We start from the raw sequence: 18,294 nt of genomic DNA, 5'->3' as shown, positions 1-18,294 counted from the left end.
TACAGCAGCCGCCTGTCTTATTACACAAAAAAAGATTTAAAAATACCCATTCTCCATTACTATAATGTTTGCATTTCCGGTATTATATTTAACCGCTTATATCCTATAAATCACCAATATGAAAAAACCAATCCTTTACCTTACCATGCTCTCCTGTCTCGGCGCCTGTAAAAAAAACAAGGACGATAACAACGGACAGGAAACACCCTCCACCACCGCCAGTATTACTGTTTACAATGCGACTTTATGGACGGCCTCCTCACCTAATGGTGCGGCCACCGAAGGCGTTACAGTATCGCTGTATACATCAGCAGCGGCGTATCCTGCCAGCCCATCCTATACCGCCACCAGCAATGCGAATGGCGAGGCAGTATTCAGCAACCCCGATCCGGGTGAATACTTTGTCGTAGCAGAAACAGCGTATATGCATGAAAAAATATCTAACCTCCTGTATTTTACGAAGGGCGTAGGCGGCTTTGCTGCCGACAGCCTGTACCAGGCAGCGCCCGCAGCGCAGTCCATACCGCTCAATCCATTCGGAGCAGCCGGTAATTTCTGGTATGACGACCTCAATGGAGATGGGATTATTGACATGAATGATGGAAAAGAATTTCCGGCGGTGAAGATCAAAGTGACCAAAGATCAAAAAGTGCAACAAAAGGTATTGATCGGCCACCTGGACAACCGGGTGTTTATACGCCGCAACAATGCCACCGAGCTCAATACCGCCCTGCTGGCTGCTTATGCGGCTGTTGGCCGCTGGCATGAAACAGCCATCACGCTCGATGCAGTGTATACCGACGAATACGATTGTAACCAGCTTAGCGCCCCCTGGTGCACCATTAATACCTATCAGATACTGCCGTATGATCAAACAGTTACCAAATACTGGAAAGATGGCTTTTTATTAGTATCCGGACTGGGCAGCCTCATTGCCAATACAGAGCTGGCCACCGGCATGAACGATGTTGAGAAGAAAGCGATTACCGGTCAGGCCAAAGCGCTTAAAGCCTATATATACCTGCAACTGAACCAATATTTTGGCGGCCTTCCTGTACAGGAATGGTTATACCTGCATCCCGATGCCATCCGCCGTACGCAGGAGGAGACCGAAAATTATATAGAAAGTCTGCTGACCGCCGCCAAGGCCGACCTGCAGGCTGCCAATCTAGTTACCAACAAGAATAAACTGTCTGTATCGGCCTGCAATGCCTTACTGGCCAGACTGAGCCTGCAACAAAAGAAATATCAAAAAGCATTTGATCTTTCTGCGGGCATAATCATTGATTATAACTTGTCCCTGGACAACGGTAATAATATGTTTACGCAAACCACCAGCCCGGAGATCATCTGGAGTTCCGCCACACAGCTCTTTAACAGTGACGCCAAAAAGGTGTTTACCAAGGGAACCTTCCTGCCGGAGCTGCGCTTTGCCGAGATACTGCTGATCAATAGCGAGGCGTCGGTAGAACTGAACCTGCCTGAAAATGCCCGGAATGGTATCAACCCCCTGCGCAGCCGTGCCGGTCTTGCTGATATTACCTCAGGGGATATTGCTGTACTGAGAGGCGCGGTACAGGAAGAGTGGAAACGTGAGATGGCGCGTGAAGGCATGCGCTTTGCTTCCCTGGTGCGCTGGAATACCACCATGACCGTCCTTGGCCCGCTTGGTTTTAACGCCTACAACAGGTACCTGCCTGTACCGTTAGCGGTACTGGCGTGGAATTTCAACCTGATGCAAAATGCAGGCTACAACTAACCCGACCATATAATTGAAAAAGGCCGTCTGTTGTATACACCAGGCGGCCTCTTCTTTTTATTACCGGTGAGCAAATCACTCCAAAGGAAAAGGGAAGAAAATAGTGACCGTAGTTCCCTGCTTCAGCATGCTCTCCACTTCAATACGGCCATTCAGCCTGGCCACAAAATCGCGGATGATCCTATACCCCAGGTTAGAGCCGCTATCCGTTACAAATACATTCCCGGTATCCTGCAGTCTGCTTTGCACAGAAGCCAGGTCCTGGAAGCTCATCCCCTCTCCTGTGTCGGCCACTTTTATGACCAGTTCCTCTCCCTGTAAGAAAGCGCTTAACCGGATAGTACCTCCTTCCGTATGCTTGTTGGCATTATCTATTAAATTATGCAGTATGATCCTGAGCAATTGTTTGTCTATCCAGATTCCGATATCTTCTCCCGGCTCTATCAGGAAAGTATTATTGTTGTTGAAGCCAATACCGCTGAAAAACTCTTCTGTTTCCCGGAACAGCTCCCGTACATACAGGTATTCCCGGCGGATCTTAAAGCCTGCCTGCTGTGTGGTTAACCATACCAATAACTCACGGGTGAATTTATCCAATTGATCGGTTGATCTTTTCAGTTCAGTGGTCAATGTCATTAACCGCTGGTTATTAGCTGCTGTAAGCCCGGTGTGCAACTGGTTACTGAGCAGGTTGATAAAACGCAGCGGAGACCGTATATCGTGCAGGATAATAGAGGTGATCTTATCTTTCAGCAGGTTACTCTGGTGCAGGTTTTCCTCCGACTCCCTCAATTCCGTTACGGTGTTTTGCAGTTGCTGATTGAGCGTACTCAATGCCTTTTGCTTCTGTTTGTCTTTCCTCCTGTTCGCCACAGCCACTACAATCACACTGATCACCGCACAGATCAGCGCGGTCATTAATATCTTATACAACAGGGTTTCTGTAAAAAAAGGCGCAATGGAAAACAACTGTGTGCGGGTAATGTATTCCTTTGCGCCAAATCCACTCCACAGCCGTATCTCCAGCGTATAGTCGCCGGCCTCCAGGTAATTGAGCGCAATGGTATTATCGTCGGGTATTCTTGTCCAGGACTTGTCAACCCCGGCGATCCTGTATTCAGGCGTAAAATTGATCCTGTTGCCGAAGAATGGCGAGGAAATCTCAAAGCTAACCTTCCTGGTGCCTGCTACAAACCGTAACGTATCAGCATACTTTACTTCCTGGGTATCTATCCATACCCTGTCTATATAAATATTCCCTTCCGGTAATACAGGCTTCACCTGCTGCGGATGGAACCATACCAGCCCCTTCATAGAACACAAGGAAAAAGTACCATCGTGCAGGCGTATACCTGCCGGGCTGGTACCGCCGTTGAATTCATTGGAAGCAAATCCATCATTCCTGTCGTAATAATAATAATGCACGGGCCGGTTCCTGTTGACGGCATATTCATCCAGCGCCGCCTTTTTTACCTGGAATAAACCTTTATTGGTAGGTATCCAGAAAAAGCCCTGGTCATCTTCCATAAAATAATGGGCCGACTTCAGGTAATTCATCCGGTCTTTCGGCAATGCTATAAAATGCCCATCCCTGTAAGTATAAAAGCCATCATCATAGGTGCCGATCCAGATACTACCGTCCCTTGCCCGGTAAACATGGCGTACATATTTCTCCTTCATGGCAGGACAGACCGTAAAGGCACGGGTATTTTTATTAAAGGCAAAAAGCCCTTGGGTAGTTCCCAGCCAGATGGTGGTATCATTGAAAAAGAACAGGCACTGAGCACGGCCGAATGCGGTATAATGGGTGTATACAAACCGGAGCCGGCCACTGTCTATGCGGGCAAGACCATTATTGGTCAAATACCAGATGGTGCCTTTATCATCTTCCTGGAGGCTGATCAGGTAGGTGTCTCCGGATACGAGCCAGCGTTGCTGTTCCTGTAACCGGTTGTTTAGGCAAAACAGGGTATCGCCTCCCATGAACCAGACCCGCTGCTGCCTGTCCTTTAATAGCGTATTGGAAAGGAGCCTATCATAATTATAGATCCGCCTGGCGCCCTCTTTGGTAAACAATACCCCGTTGGAAGTGAGCACCTGTCCCGGCTGGACCTCCACCGCTGCTGTAAAGCTGTTTTCCATACCCTGCTTAAAATGCCGAACAGTAAAAGGTTGTTCCCTGACCAGGTAAAACCCATAGGTGCTGGTGGTAAATACATATAAACGATACCGTGCCGAATAAAAAACATCCTTTACCAGTGGCAGGGGGAGGTCTTGTAACAGCAGGGTGGCCCTGACCGTTTGTCCGTCGAAATCAAGTGCATATAACCGGTTGTGGTATTGCAGGAAAGTACCCGACCGGTTGGAGCAAAACCTGGTCTGCCGGATATCCGGGCGTCCTTTTTCATTAAACGGCGCCAGTATGCTTTGCAGCGAAAACCGGATGCCGGTGTTGTTGCCGGCTGTATAGACGCGGATACTACCACCAGGATCAACCGCAAACAAGGTATTCCCGATGTAAAAATGGGCATTGTCTTCCCGGTCGTAATCGTCTACCGGTTCAAAATGTCCCTGCTTAAAATAGCTGATGTCATGAGCGCTCAGGAACCAGGCATTGCCCACCGCATCGGGATAAAATTCATGCATGGCGAGGTCATGTTTGGTGGCGCGCAGTTCTTTGATGATCCGGGTGGAATCTTCCGTGGTCTTCAGGTAAGGGCGCATATCAAACAGGTACCCATGCCGGCTCATCAGGAAATTGTGCCTGGCTTTCAAACCAGGTACAGACGATAGCTGTCCATTGCTGTTTATCTTATGTACGCCTGTTTTTTCATCGGCAAAATAAATAGGGTCCTTTGCATCGCTATTGAGTGAATAGAACCGGTTGGAGGTAAGTCCGGGCACATTGTCTTTATCAAAATGCCTGAAATGCCGGCCGTCAAACTTTACCAGCCCGTTTTGTGTGGTAAACCAAAAGTACCCGTTCAGGTCTTCGAAAAAACCGGTGATGTCATTGGAGAATAACCCGCTGCTGTCATCATAATGCGTTACATAATGCCGGTCAAAAGAGGGAGGCAGCTGTTGCCGGGCTATCAGGGCAACCGGACATACGATGGAAAGACAGGCTGTGGTAAATAAGCAATACCAACGGAAAACACTCATAAGCTGCCATTAGCTTTGGACCCTTCAGGGGTCTGCTTGTTATTATACAACCGGGCAAGATCGGCCAGTTGTATAATATTGTTCACCTTTAACTTTTCAAAGATATGTGCTTTATGGGTACCAACGGTAGAAGCGTGCAGGTTCAGCGATTCGGCTATTAAGGACACGGAATCGCCGCGGGTGAGGCGCATGGCCACATCAAACTCCCGGTTGCTCAGTTCATCGAAAGGGTTTTCTTTCCTTTTTTCCAGGGCATCCATCGAGATGATCTGTGCCAGTTCCGGACTGATATACCGGTTACCTTTCAATACGGTCCAGATGGCCTTCCTGATCTCCTCTTCGGGGGATTCTTTATTCAGGAAACCTTTAACCCCCATCTTCAGGAAGCGGCGGCCATACCATTCTTCGGGATTCATGGTAAAGATCAGGATATTGAGGTGGGGCGAGGCCGTCAACAGGTAACTGATCAGGTCAATGGTATCGGTGCCGGGGATATTCACATCCAGGATAACAAGATCATAAGGATTCTTCTTCAGGAGCGTCACCGCGGCATCACCGCTCCTCGCTTCGTCAATGATAGCAGCGGGTGTATCCTGGTGGATCAGGTAGGCAATGCCCACCCTGATAATAGAATGGTCATCAATAATTAATATTCTGGCCATAAGACAGGTAATGCTTTACAAAAATATAGAATACAACAGGGTTTTCATTGGAAATACCGGTATTTATAGCTCATATAATCACTAAATTTCCATAGTTATTTTTCTACTTATGCCCGTCCTGGTCAGGACTTCTACTTAAATTTTACCCGGATACAGCCAGGAACAGCGGACATCTAAGGGTTTACCCTATCGTCAGATTTCTATAACGGGGGTAGAAATACAACGATCTTGCGCTACTGTATTGAATCTGGCTTTACATTTGTCCTGATCTTCACTGCACAATTGATTACCTCTTTTGATTCCTTTCCTTTTTACCCCTGAGGGGCTCTTCGGGCTTCCTGCGGGTTGGGCCTCTTAACAAGTAACACCATCAGTTTCGATAATTATTAGCAGGCAATATACCTGGCATCATTTTTTTGCACAGGCGATGAGAACAATGGGAAATCAGCAAGACTTCCTCGGTGTTGGTTCAAGGAGTGCAGGAGACTTTTCACATCCATGGGGGATCGTTGGGAAAGTCGAGTGTATTTTCAGCTTCACTGTAGGGAGTCTTCTGTTTTTATTCCGTACCCTATCCTTCAGGCAAGCGCCTCGTGCAGCGTTGCCGCTATTGCTTCCAATAAAGCGGGGTCTATTTTCTGCACGGCCTGGGCCTGCTCCGGTGGTATCACAGCCCGGTATTGCCTTTCTTCATCCGGTTCAAAAAATACTTCCACCTCTCCTATAAGTATCCTGAAACGATGGGTATATCCTCTCCCTTGCAACTGCGCTTCAAAGTGTCGCTCTTCTCCTTTATACGGAACAGTAATGATGATGGTTTCTTCCATGGTGTAGCAAAGATAGGTTAGGGCATCCGGGTGAAAGAATTGACTGATTAAGAAATAAAGACCACTGCTACTTTCAGCAGCCTTAACCACTTTTTGGGCTACGAACTGCATGGCCAGGGGCGTTAACTGGTAGTATTATGCTCAGGTATTGTCTGGGAATGGTCTAAGAATGGTCTGGGAATGGTCTGGGAATGATACAGTCTTAGTACTATCTTGGAGCTATCCCAGAGCTATCTTAGTACTATCTCAGAGCAATCCCCGACAATCAGGCTACCTGTTTCGTTCACTACGGGTACCATTACGCTACCATCTTTCCCGGCGGGGATCGGGTAGAATGACGCAAAAAAATGAAGGCTATTGTTTTTCCGGTGTAGTTACAGGCAACAGTATAGTAAAAGCAGTGCCTTTGCCTGGTTTACTGCTGGCGCTGATGACGCCGCCATGGCGCTCCACGATCTTCTTACATAAGGCAAGCCCAATGCCCGTACCACTGTAGAACTGGCGGTTATTGAGCCGTTTAAAGACGACAAATATCTGGTCGGCATACTTTTGTTCAAAGCCAATACCGTTATCCGTGAAAATAATTTCAGCAAAACTGCCGGATGCCTGATTGCCCATGGTTGCCTGGGCAGGCACTTTAATGATCGTAGACCTGACCTGTATACGCGGCACCTGTTCGCAAAACTTGAGTGAATTGCTGATAAGATTTCCGAAAAGCTGGCGTAACTGGGAAGCATCTCCTGCTATTACAGGCAGGGTATCTGTCTCTATCACTGCTTTTTTTTGTTCGATCAATAATTCAAAATCACTGATCACATCCTGCCACACCCCGTTGAGGTCAACCGGCCCAAAAGCCATGCCTGATTTGGATAGCCGGGAATAATTCAATACATCCTTGATAAGAGCCGACATCCGCCTGGCCGTATCATTGATCTTGCTATAGTAAGCCTCCACCGCTTCCGCATCCTGGATATGCATCTTCAGCAGTTCTGCAAAGTTTTGGATCTTCCGCAGGGGTTCCTGCAGGTCATGGCTGGCAATGTAGGCATATTGCTCCAGTTCGTGGTTCGATCTTTCCAGCTCTTCGTTGATCAGTACCAGCTCCCGGGTCCGCTCTTCCACCGTTCTTTCCAGCTTTTCCCTGAACCGTTCTTCTGTGTCCCGCAACAACCGCTCCGCTTCCTTTTGTACCGTAATATCACGGGCTATCTTGGAAGCGCCGATCACCCGGCCACTGCTGTCTTTGATGGGAGAAATGGTTAATGATATATCCAGGAGTCGCCTGTCTTTCGTGACCCGCTTGGTTTCAAAATGGTCAACACGTTCCCCTTTCCTGATCCGTTCCACGATCAGGGGCTCTTCCTGCAACCGGTTGGGGGGAATAAGCAGGGTGATGGATTGGCCAATGGCTTCAGCGGCGGTATAACCAAAGATCCTTTCCGCGGCATCATTCCAACTGGTAATGATACCTTCCAGTGTTTTACTGATAATGGCATCATCAGAAGAATCTACAATAGCAGCGAGGTGCGCCATTCTTTCTTCCACCAGCCTGCGGTCGGCAATACCATTCAGCATATTCATTACCTCCCTATTAAAGTCATTGGTCATAATCATAACTTCAGCAATTACCTACAGGAGCGCCTGTTCCTACCAGGATCATTTAAAAAAACATGCCAGCCTGTTCCTGAGCTCCATTACACTGGATTGCTTTTCGAGGTAATCACTGGCCCCCAGGGCGCGGGTTTCCAGGATGTCTTTTTGCTCTGAAGAAGTAGAGTAAATAATGACGGGGATGCCTTTCAACCGGTCGATCTTTTTAATCTCCCGCAGGCATTCCTTCCCATCCATACGCGGCATATTCAGGTCAAGGAAAATATAATCAGGATTAAACGTTTTTTCCTCCATCAGTCTGGTAACAGCTTCAAAACCATCATTGGCGGTGATACAGGTAATAGCCGGATTGACACTTTTCAGCACCAGGGTGAATATCTCCTGGTCGTCTGCATCGTCATCAATCAGAAAGCAGGTTTTGCCACGATTCATCAGGTAGTAGTTATATAAGGTGGAGAGCAGGCCAACCTTATATTGTTAAACGAAGTAGTCAAAGATAGACTACCCGACGCATCAGGCAGGCATTTTAATGCCATTTTTATGCAATAACGATGCCATGGGAATTATTCATTCCGGATGGCCTTGATCGGGCTGGCCAGTGCGGCTTTTAAAGCCTGGTAACTAACCGTTAAGATCGCTATGACCAGGGATGCCAGTCCGGTAAGACCAAATACCCACCAGCCAATATCAATACGGTAAGCAAAATGCTGCAACCAGCTATGCATGAGCCACCAGGCTAATGGCGAAGCCACCAGGAAGGCGATCAATACCAGTTTTAAGAAGCCGGTAGACAACAGGGCCACCAGCGCAGATACAGAAGCGCCCAATACTTTGCGCACACCGATCTCTTTCACCCGGCTTTCGGCCATGTAGGCCGCCAGCGCAAACAGGCCCAGGCAGGAAATAAAAACAGCCAACCCGGCAAAAACAGCCGCGAGCTGACCAATATCTTCCTGGCCACGGAATTTAGCCAGGTGGGATTCGGCAGCCAGGTGGTATTCAAAGGGATAATCGGGATTGTATTTTTTGAATACCTGCGCTACTTTTTCCAGTTCACTTTTGCTGGTATTTTTTAACCGGAAGGTAATGGCGCCAAACCAATCTTTATCGGGTCCCTGCAATACAATCGGCCTCACCGGCTGGAAAGGCGAGCCGGGAATGAAATCACTGACCACGCCCACCACATGCCAGTCCCTGTAATCGCCTTTGATAGTCTGCCCCAGGGGTTGTTTCAGTTTCATCCGCTTTACAGCCGACTCGGTGAGCAGCATGGCCGTGGAATCTGTCGGGTACAGGGTGGTATTAATATCGCGGCCTGCCACTACTTTCAATCCCATGGTTTGCGTAAAGTCATCATCGCTCAGGAATTGTACAAAGCCTATTTTTTCACCAGTTCCTTTACCGGGCCAGCTATAGCTGTCTGTACTGCTCCATACATCTGTGATGGGGCAATTGGTGCGGGTGACTGCTGTGGCTATTCCCCTGTTCAGCAATTCATTTTTAATAAGGGGGTAATTCTTTTTCAGGTCTCCTTTCATGTATACAAAGGCCAGGTTGTCCATATTAATCCCCATGTCCCTTTGCTGCACATGCAGTATCTGCCGGTAAATGATGAGCGTGCAAATGATGAAGATGATGGCAAAGGTAAACTGTACAACCACCAGTACCTTACGGGGTGTAACCAGTGCATGTACTGCTTTAAAAGTCCCTTTCAGCACTTTCACCGGCCTGAAGGCCGATAAGTAAAACGCGGGGTAACTGCCAGCCAGTATACCGGTGACCAATATAAAGCCTATCGCAGCGATCCAGAAACGTGGATCGGTATAAGGAATGGAAAGTTCCTGGTAGGTCAGCTTATTGAACCAGCCGAGAGCCGACTGTGCAATGAGCAATGCCAGCACACCGGCCACGCCCGCAATGATCACCGATTCGCTGATGAACTGCGTAATGAGAGAGCCCCTTCCTGCACCGGCCACTTTGCGGATGCCCACTTCTTTGGCCCGCTTTTCACTGCGGGCAGTGCTCATGTTCATATAGTTGATGCAGGCAATGAGCAATATAAAAGCGGCGATAATACCCAGTAAACGTACTATCTCTATGGCGCCGCCTGCTATCTTCCCATTTTCAAAGCGGCTCCATAATAGCCACTTACGCATAGGGTGCAGGAATATTTCAGTAGCTACCTCCGGCGCATTGTTTTTAAGAAGATTGCCAATGAGCATATTGGCCTTTTGTTCGGTTACGCCTGGCTTCAGCAACACATAAGTGGCTATAGAACTGTTGCCCCAGTTGGCATCTTCCCACCCTACTTCCTTCATATAGTTCCAGGGTACCAGGTAATCAAATTCGAAGCGGGAATTGTGGGGAATGTTTTTCAAGATACCGGTCACCGTAAAATTGATATTGCTGTCAATCCTGATCACCTTACCCAGCGCTTCCTCATCACCAAAAAGCTGACCGGCCGCTTTTTCTGTAAGCACAATGGAGTGCGGGCCATTCAGGGCAGTTTGGGGATTGCCTTTGAGCAAGGGAAAATCGAATAGAGTCAAAAAGGCCGGATCGGTGAGGTAACCTTGTGTTTGCAATTGCTTATCACCGTTCTTCAGTACAAAAGCGGCCACCCAGTTTACCCGCACGGCCTCTTCCACCTGCGGCCAGCCGGCTTTCAGTGCCGGCCCTGCCGGATGCGGGGTCCCATTCCAGGTAGCTATCTCTCCCCCATTTTCTTCCTGGCTGTATACCTGGTAAATGCGGTCTTTTTTAGTATGGAACTGATCGTAGCTATACATATTCACGATCCCTAACAGGAGCAGGATAGCGCCGGCCATCCCTACAGCAAGCCCTGCAATATTGATAGAAGAGAAAGTCTTATTGCGTGATAAAGTGCGGCAGGAGGTTTTAAAATAATTGTTCAGCATGCTGCCGCTGTTGGCCAGGGCATTGTACAGGTGAACACTTCTCCGGGGCCGTTTTTTCCAGGTAACGCGGCGGGCTATGGGAGAAGGAAACGCATCGGGTTTCAGTTTGGCCAGGCGGCGCCGTAAGCGTTCATAGGCGGCCTCCGCTTCTCCTTTATCACTGGGTGGTCCCTGCTCCCAGAAGTTCAACAGCAATTCTGCCGGATAGGTAATATCCGGGTATTTTTGCAGGAGCTCTTCCAATTCTTTGAGCTCTTCGGGGGTAGCTTCGCCGGCCAGCTTGCGGGCCATAAGCGTCCAGATATGGTCCTGTTCTTTCATGGCTATGAATCGTTAAGAATAAAAAATCACTGTATAGCAACCATAAAGATGCCAGTGTCATACATTTTTCATAATCAGCTACTTACATCTAATTTTTAGGTTCCCGGTGTTCGCTTTCGGTACAACCACTGTCCGCTTGAGACCGGGCAAGCCCAGGGAAAATGAATAGACATTAGCCTGAGGGAAAATGTTACAACCAGCGGATATTAAAATTTAAAAGTGTTGCTTTTCCAAAATTGATGACGCTGCTCAATAATCAATAATAAAGATGACCCTCTTTGCACTTTTGGGGTCTTAAAGTTCGTACCTTTTATATCCTGCATTTTTATCAGTCATCCTGTCCCTCCTCCGCATCCCTGGTCCCCAACCTACCCGCCTTATCGCCTTATCCAGCTATGATGTATTTCCAAACATTTTTTCACCACCAAAATTGTTTTTATGGAAACCTTAGTGCGTTATGGCAAAACAGTCAACAAAATGTATGATGCTTTCAGCCGCGGTGATATTCCCTATATCATCTCCTGTTTGCACAAAGATGTGATCTGGGAGGTAATGGGCGAACCGGACATTCCCCATGCCGGTATTTACCACGGACCGAATGATGTGAAAGCATTTTTCAAACAGATGGATGACGAGGTGGAGTACACAGAGTTTGTGCCGGAACACATTCTTGAAAATGAGCACCTCGTTGTATCAACCGGTTATTGCAAAGGCAGGGTAAAAGAGACTGGTAAGCTCTTTTCCTCTATCTGGGCCATGACCTCTGAGTTTAATGATGATGGCCAGCTCGTTCACTTCCGCGATTGCTATGATACGCTAGCCATGGCACGCGCCTTCAAAAAGTAATTATCCCAGGGAAAGTAGCCATGATTGCTACGGCCGGCCAGACAATTCTCACCTGTTTTAAAAAAAGGCTTCAGTGGAAACACCTGCGTGTTACCCCTGAAGCCTTGTGGTTTCAGGAGGTGTTCCGGCGATTTGATCTACATCAAATTTTTGAACATTCTTACTGCTCACCCGCCCTGGTGGCGATAAATGGCAACATTTTGGCGCAGGATGATTTGTACTATGCGCTGGTTGTACTATTTAATTTTGTAAACTTGCACCTGCATCGAACCGGTATAAATAAGGCATATACAGGTACTTTGCAATCCGGCAACCAACCAGTCCATAGCACTCTCCCCCTTATCAGATAAACTGTTTGCCGGGGTTTGATTTTTGTGATCATTTCTTCCCTGAACAGGTTAAGCCTTATCTTTTTGCTGCGCTGCTATATGGCAGACGTTGGGCTATTTTTTTTATTTTACCTAATCAAATAAAACGACCATCCCGCACCGCAATGACCCCGAAGTTCCAGGATAAAGCCGATTGGATAGCTGCCTTCCGGGAGGGTAAAGCAGGTGCTTTTGAACAGGTGTTCAAAGAACAGCACCGGCTATTGTGTTATGTGGCGGTGCAACTGGGACTTGATCCTGCAGAGGCGGAGGATGTGGTGGCAGATACTTTCACCAAGTTATGGCATGGCCGCGCCCAGTTTAACAACGAAGAACATATAAAGGGATTTCTCTATACTGCCACCCGCAATGCCTGCTTCAACCTGCTGAAGCAAAAGCAGCGCAGGCTGGCTTCCAATAATGAATTATCCTACCTGCAGGCCGCTGCGGAAGACGATTTTTCCCGTAAAATGATCGAGGCTGAATTGCTGAAGAAATTGTATCCGTATATAGAAGACCTGCCCAGGATGTGCAGGGCGGTGTTCAAGCAGTTGTATTTTGAAGGCGCCACTACCGAAGAAGCGGCTGCCAAACTGGGCATCTCGACCCGGAATGTATTGAACCAGAAAGCAAGGGCCCTTCAGTTGCTGCGTGGCAAGATCCTGGTTTTCCTGATCATGGCAGGTTGCCTGTACGGGGCAGGTCATTATCAATATAATAGGGATGACTCCCCCCTGCCCGTCGCCCCCAAAAACAACAGATCTTAAAAAAACATAAAAATCTTTTTGTCAAAAAGCCTGTACTGGTTGTTTATATATTGTATCAGACCTGTTAAGGCTCAAACACTCAATTATCACCTTATTACTTATGGAAAAGCAGGACAAAATTGAAATCATATCAAACCTGATTAGTAAGTATCGGGAAGGGACGTTGAGCCGTGAGGAGCAGGCAGAGCTGGATACCTGGTTGGCTGAATCACCTGAAAACCGCTCTTTGTTAGCTGAACTGATGAACCCGAAGGTGTTGGCAGAGAAGCTGAAAGTCTTCTCCGAGGTGGATAGTGACGCTATCTGGCAGAAAACAATGCAGCAGATAGATCCGGCCGCCCGGATAATTCAGCTTCAGCCCGCCAAAAGGATGTGGTGGAAATATGCGGCCGCCGCAGCGGTAATAGGTTTGTCAGTAGCGGGTTGGTTTTACTTCCAATCTGCTACCCAACAACAACCTGTAGTAGCAGAGCAACAGCATACCAATGGCAATGCTGAGATAAAAGATGATATCCTGCCCGGCAGTTCAAAAGCGACCTTAACCCTGATGGATGGGCAAACGGTAGCACTGGACAATACCGGTGATGAGCAAAAGATACAGCAGCACAAGATCAGTATATCAAGGACCAATGGACGGTTAATATATAGTGGAAATGAAGCCAACGGTCGGGATCCAATAGCTGTTGGATCAACAGTTCTTTACAATACTGTAACTACCCCCCGGGGTGGACAGTACGAGGTGGTACTTCCCGACGGAAGTATAGCCTGGCTCAATGCGGCTTCATCATTGCGTTTTCCTATAGCCTTCGCCGGTAGCGAAAGGAAAGTTTTGCTTACCGGTGAGGCTTTTTTTAAGATCACACCCAATAAGAATAAACCTTTCCGGGTGGAGATACAAGGACCGCAAAAAGAAGATGGCGGTACGGTGGAAGTACTGGGCACTACCTTCAATGTGAATGCCTATACCGATGACGCCCTGATCAGGACTACACTCCTGGAAGGTGCTGTAAAGCTCACCACCAAAGAAGCAAAGCAGGTATTAAAACCTGGCCAGGAGGCCGCTGTGCATACAGATGGAAAGATCCGGCAGGTAACAAAGGTTGATATTGCTACGGCAGTACCCTGGCGGAATGGATTCATCAGTTTGGAATCGGACTTAAAAGTAGTGTTGGAGAACATTGCCCGGTGGTATAATCTGGGTATTGAATACAGAGGAACATTACCCGCAATGTCATTAGCTGGTAAAATTCCAAGATCTTATTCAATAGATGTTGCGCTGGAGGCCCTGCAATCGCAGGGTATAAAGCTCGAATTAAAGCGGAAAGAGAGAAAAATAGTAGTTACAATATGATACAAATCAATCAGTTGATTGACTCCATAAAGAAGTTTCCCATTAATCATTAAGCCATCCTGTGCTGCATGCACAGAAACATGCAGCAATCTTCTTACTACTGCGAACCATGAGTTATATTTGCTCATGGTTCGCAGTTTTTGATTTTCTTTATATCCCTGTTGAAAGGCCTATAACCTGTTAGCGCCACAGGGGTTGAAAGGTTTCCTTTAGCGGGGGGACAGAGTAACCAAAACAACAGGGCTGGCGTGAAAAGAACCACTATCTTACTATTCACCATCACTTGCTTGCTATTGAGCGTCCACGGACTTGCTCAGCGGGTAACGCTTTCCTATAAGCAAGCCTCCCTCGAAACTGTTTTCAAAGATTTCGAGCGACAAACAAAACTCATCTTTATCTACGATAAATCGCTGCTACGAAACACCAAAAAAGTAATCATCGATGTAACGAATGCCCCCTACCTTGATGCACTCAAAGAGATCTTTAAAGACCAGCCTCTTGATTATGAAATACTCCAGGTAAACATCCTGGTGAAACCAAAGCAACAAACTACATCCGGCCTGTCGCTGCCGGCAGACAGGACTACTGTTACCGGAAGGGTCGTTACACCTGCCGGCGATCCTATAGCCGGCGCCACTGTAGTGGCTGCCGCCAGCGCCCGTCAAACCATCAGTGATGAAAAGGGTTATTTCCTGCTGAACAATATTCTCCGGCAGGATAGTCTTGTTGTGACCAATATCAGCTTTGAGACTGAGGTCATCAAACTGCAGGGCAAACAGGAGGTACAGATTATCCTGAAACCTGAAGCCAGTGAATTAATAGAAGTCATCGTTTCCAATGGATACCAGAAAAACACGGTGGAAAAGCTCACCGGCGCTTATGTAAAAATAAGCCCCGAATTATTGAACCGCCGGGTATCTACCAATATTCTTGACCGGCTGGACGGCGTGACCAGTGGTCTGCTGTTTAACAAGAATGTACAAACCGGCGGCAACTCCAATCAATCCTCCATCAGCATCCGGGGCAGGAGCACTATTTTCGCCAATCCCGAACCATTGATCATCCTGGACAATTTCCCCTATACCGGCGATGTGAACAATATTAACCCCAATGATATAGAAAGTGTAACAGTGCTGAAGGATGCCGCCGCCGCTTCCATCTGGGGCGCTTATGCGGCCAATGGCGTGATCGTGATCACGACCAAAACCGGTAAATACAACCAGCCCATCAAATTATCGTTCAACACCAATGTGACAGTGGGCGCCAAGCCTGACCTGTATTATCAACCCGTGTTGGGTTCCGGTGACTATATTGATGTGGAAGAGCTCTTATTTGGGCAGGACCATTACAATGAACGGGAAACAAATCCCCTGCGTCTCGCCTTGTCGCCTGCTGTAGAGATCCTGATCAAAAAACGGGAGGGCGAGTTATCACCCGAAGCCGCCAAAGACATGCTGGATGCTTTACGGCAGCAGGACGTACGCAACGACCTGGAGCAATATTTTTATCGCCACAGCATCAACCAGCAATACGCCATCAGCGCCAGTGGCGGTGGTCCTCATAACCAGTATTATTTTTCCACCGGCTATGATAAGAACCTGAACAGCCAGCGCGGCAACCAATACGAACGCATTACCCTCAATGCCAATAATACCTATGCCTGGCTGAACCGGAAGCTGGAATTAAACACCGGTATTATTTTTTCTGCGACCCAATTATGGCAGGGTGCAGTAAGCAGTTTACCATTCTTCTATCCCTATGCCGACCTGGTGGATGCCAGCGGCCAGGCGCTGACCATTCATTACAAAATGAGGCAGCCCTATATAGATACTGCCGGCGGCGGCCGGTTGCTGGACTGGAATTACCGGCCTCTTGATGAGCTGCGGTTAGCTAATAATAAAACGCAGGTCACCGATTACCGTATTAATGTGGGATTGAAATACCAGTTTCTGAAAGGCTTATCGGCAAAAGTGCTGTATCAATACAACAAGGGTTTTTCGGAACACCGTAACCTGCACGTGGAAGAAAGCTATTTTACCCGGGACCTGATCAACCAGTTTACCCAGATCGATAGCACTACCATTATCACGCCGGTGCCTTATGGGGATATACTGGATGAAGTCGACCTCAATTACCAGGCACACAATATCCGCGGACAAGTTGATTACAACCGTACCTGGAATCAGCTACATACCATTAGCGCCTTTGCAGGCGCCGAACTGAGAAGCTTCACCAACCAAGAATCTTATAACCGCCAGTACGGCTATAATCCCGACCGGCAAACGAGCATGCCTGTTGATTATGTGACCGAGTTCCCGCTTTACCAAGCCCCTTCGAAACTGCAAATGATCCCTTTCATTAAGAAAAACCGCACTACCACCGATCGCTATATTTCTTATTTTTTGAATGCCGCCTACACGTTCAAACAGCGGTATACAGTATCAGCCAGCGCCCGCAAGGATGAATCGAACATCTTTGGCGTGAAAGCCAACCAGAAAGGCGTACCACTTTGGTCGGTAGGCATGAGTTGGGAACTGAGCAAAGAAGATTTTTACCAGGCATCAAACTGGCTGCCTTACCTGCGGTTACGCCTTACCAATGGCCATAATGGCAATGTGGACCGTACTGTATCAGCCTTCACCACCGCTTTCATTGGTGGCATTAATAACTATGGGGCTGTAGCCGGCAGCATCATTAACCCGCCCAACCCGGCCCTGCGCTGGGAAAAAGTGTATATGATGAATATCGGGGTAGATTTTGCCACGCTTAACAAGGGCATTACCGGCAGCATTGAATATTACCTCCGCCGCGCCAAAGACCTGATCGGCAATAGTCCGCTGGACCCCACCACCGGCAATCCTGCTTTCCGGGGCAATACAGCCAATATGAAAGGCAGCGGCTTTGATATTACCCTCCATACACAAAATATCAATACCAAGCAATTCAGTTGGATGAGCACTATCCTCTTCAGCCATACCAGGGATGAGATAACGGAATACAAAGTGCAGCAAAACTCTATCAATTTTTATTACAATCCCGACTTTTTCAATCCGCTTGCAGAAAGGCCTGTACATTCTGTGTACAGTCTGCGCTGGATGGGTCTTGATGAGAACGGCGACCCGCAAGGGTTACTGAACAATGCTAAGAGCAAAGATTACAGTGCCATTCTTAACTCCACTGACTTCAACAACCTGCAATACAATGGCCCGGCCAATCCTGTTTTCTTTGGCAGCCTGCGCAATACCTTTAGCTGGAAACAATGGCAGCTTTCGGCCAATATGATCTGGAAAGCCGGTTATTATTTCAGGAGGTCTTCCATCAACTATGATGAACTATTCAATGGCGGCAAAGGCCATACTGATTTCAGCAAACGCTGGCAGAAAGCAGGCGATGAAACTACTACCCATGTTCCCTCCATGCAATATCCCAACAATGACCCAAGGGATGTTTTTTACAAGTATTCCAGCGTGCTGGTGGAAAAAGGCGACCATCTCCGCCTGCAGGATATCCGTATCAGTTATGATCTGAACAGCCGCCGGCTCACCAGGCTTCCCTTCGGGGCAGTACAGGTATATGTATATGCCGATAATATCGGTATTGTATGGAGAGCCAATAAACAGCATATTGATCCGGATTATATATCAGGCTATCCGGCGCCGCGTACGATTGCCGCCGGCATAAAAATAGATTTCAAATAATCAG

At 47.8% G+C, this 18,294-nt stretch carries 11 protein-coding genes; 5 read left to right on the top strand and 6 right to left on the bottom strand.

What is annotated here, in order from left to right:
• Positions 1 to 118 precede the first annotated feature (118 nt).
• Positions 119 to 1,759 carry a RagB/SusD family nutrient uptake outer membrane protein gene (locus HB364_RS19835; RefSeq protein ID WP_167290069.1) on the top strand — a complete coding sequence of 547 codons (1,641 nt, stop codon included), beginning with the start codon at positions 119 to 121 and terminating at the stop codon, positions 1,757 to 1,759.
• Between the two features lie 75 nt (positions 1,760 to 1,834).
• Here HB364_RS19835 and HB364_RS19830 read toward each other — a convergent pair whose 3' ends face one another.
• The 6 genes from HB364_RS19830 to HB364_RS19805 all read right to left on the bottom strand — a co-directional run bounded on the left by HB364_RS19830 (position 1,835) and on the right by HB364_RS19805 (position 11,260).
• Positions 1,835 to 4,921 (bottom strand): sensor histidine kinase, encoded by a 3,087-nt coding sequence (locus HB364_RS19830; protein WP_167290068.1) that lies wholly within the window; start codon positions 4,919 to 4,921, stop codon positions 1,835 to 1,837.
• On the bottom strand, positions 4,918 to 5,583 hold the full coding sequence (locus tag HB364_RS19825; RefSeq protein ID WP_167290067.1) for a response regulator: 666 nt from the start codon (positions 5,581 to 5,583) through the stop codon (positions 4,918 to 4,920). Before HB364_RS19825 ends, HB364_RS19830 begins: the two co-directional genes overlap by 4 nt.
• A gap of 578 nt (positions 5,584 to 6,161) precedes the next feature.
• Positions 6,162 to 6,521 carry a hypothetical protein gene (locus HB364_RS19820; protein WP_167290066.1) on the bottom strand — a complete coding sequence of 120 codons (360 nt, stop codon included), beginning with the start codon at positions 6,519 to 6,521 and terminating at the stop codon, positions 6,162 to 6,164.
• Between the two features lie 243 nt (positions 6,522 to 6,764).
• Positions 6,765 to 8,024 carry a sensor histidine kinase gene (locus HB364_RS19815; RefSeq protein ID WP_167290065.1) on the bottom strand — a complete coding sequence of 420 codons (1,260 nt, stop codon included), beginning with the start codon at positions 8,022 to 8,024 and terminating at the stop codon, positions 6,765 to 6,767.
• A gap of 42 nt (positions 8,025 to 8,066) precedes the next feature.
• Positions 8,067 to 8,453, bottom strand: coding sequence for a response regulator (locus HB364_RS19810; protein ID WP_167290064.1), 387 nt, complete (start codon positions 8,451 to 8,453; stop codon positions 8,067 to 8,069).
• 131 nt (positions 8,454 to 8,584) lie between these two features.
• Positions 8,585 to 11,260, bottom strand: a complete 2,676-nt coding sequence (locus HB364_RS19805; protein WP_246228554.1) for an ABC transporter permease — start codon at positions 11,258 to 11,260, stop codon at positions 8,585 to 8,587.
• A 438-nt stretch (positions 11,261 to 11,698) separates the two neighbouring features.
• Here HB364_RS19805 and HB364_RS19800 point away from each other — a divergent pair, with 438 nt between their 5' ends.
• From HB364_RS19800 to HB364_RS19785, 4 genes are all read left to right on the top strand, one after another.
• A complete protein-coding gene (locus HB364_RS19800; RefSeq protein WP_167290063.1) occupies positions 11,699 to 12,106 on the top strand; it encodes a nuclear transport factor 2 family protein in 408 nt (135 codons plus the stop codon).
• Between the two features lie 493 nt (positions 12,107 to 12,599).
• Positions 12,600 to 13,241, top strand: coding sequence for an RNA polymerase sigma factor (locus HB364_RS19795; protein ID WP_167290062.1), 642 nt, complete (start codon positions 12,600 to 12,602; stop codon positions 13,239 to 13,241).
• 100 nt (positions 13,242 to 13,341) lie between these two features.
• Positions 13,342 to 14,592, top strand: coding sequence for a FecR domain-containing protein (locus HB364_RS19790; RefSeq protein WP_167290061.1), 1,251 nt, complete (start codon positions 13,342 to 13,344; stop codon positions 14,590 to 14,592).
• Between the two features lie 248 nt (positions 14,593 to 14,840).
• The gene (locus tag HB364_RS19785) at positions 14,841 to 18,290 is read left to right on the top strand and encodes a SusC/RagA family TonB-linked outer membrane protein (RefSeq protein ID WP_167290060.1); all 3,450 of its coding nucleotides are present in this window, start codon (positions 14,841 to 14,843) and stop codon (positions 18,288 to 18,290) included.
• Positions 18,291 to 18,294: the final 4 nt, after the last annotated feature.

The sequence above is a fragment of the Paraflavitalea devenefica genome (assembly GCF_011759375.1).
GTDB classification, from domain to species: Bacteria; Bacteroidota; Bacteroidia; order Chitinophagales; family Chitinophagaceae; genus Paraflavitalea; species Paraflavitalea devenefica.
The sequence above is the reverse complement of the archived record's forward strand: the minus strand, read 5'-3'. Positions and strand labels throughout refer to the sequence as shown.

What these genes read in the sequence shown, in the direction of transcription:
- HB364_RS19795 (WP_167290062.1), top strand. Translation starts at nt 12,600, where the DNA reads ATGACCCCGAAGTTCCAGGATAAAGCCGATTGGATAGCTGCCTTCCGG.
- HB364_RS19790 (WP_167290061.1), top strand. Translation starts at nt 13,342, where the DNA reads ATGGAAAAGCAGGACAAAATTGAAATCATATCAAACCTGATTAGTAAG.
- HB364_RS19815 (WP_167290065.1), bottom strand. Translation starts at nt 8,024, where the DNA reads ATGATTATGACCAATGACTTTAATAGGGAGGTAATGAATATGCTGAAT.
- HB364_RS19805 (WP_246228554.1), bottom strand. Translation starts at nt 11,260, where the DNA reads ATGAAAGAACAGGACCATATCTGGACGCTTATGGCCCGCAAGCTGGCC.
- HB364_RS19830 (WP_167290068.1), bottom strand. Translation starts at nt 4,921, where the DNA reads ATGAGTGTTTTCCGTTGGTATTGCTTATTTACCACAGCCTGTCTTTCC.
- HB364_RS19810 (WP_167290064.1), bottom strand. Translation starts at nt 8,453, where the DNA reads ATGAATCGTGGCAAAACCTGCTTTCTGATTGATGACGATGCAGACGAC.
- HB364_RS19835 (WP_167290069.1), top strand. Translation starts at nt 119, where the DNA reads ATGAAAAAACCAATCCTTTACCTTACCATGCTCTCCTGTCTCGGCGCC.
- HB364_RS19825 (WP_167290067.1), bottom strand. Translation starts at nt 5,583, where the DNA reads ATGGCCAGAATATTAATTATTGATGACCATTCTATTATCAGGGTGGGC.
- HB364_RS19800 (WP_167290063.1), top strand. Translation starts at nt 11,699, where the DNA reads ATGGAAACCTTAGTGCGTTATGGCAAAACAGTCAACAAAATGTATGAT.
- HB364_RS19820 (WP_167290066.1), bottom strand. Translation starts at nt 6,521, where the DNA reads ATGCAGTTCGTAGCCCAAAAAGTGGTTAAGGCTGCTGAAAGTAGCAGT.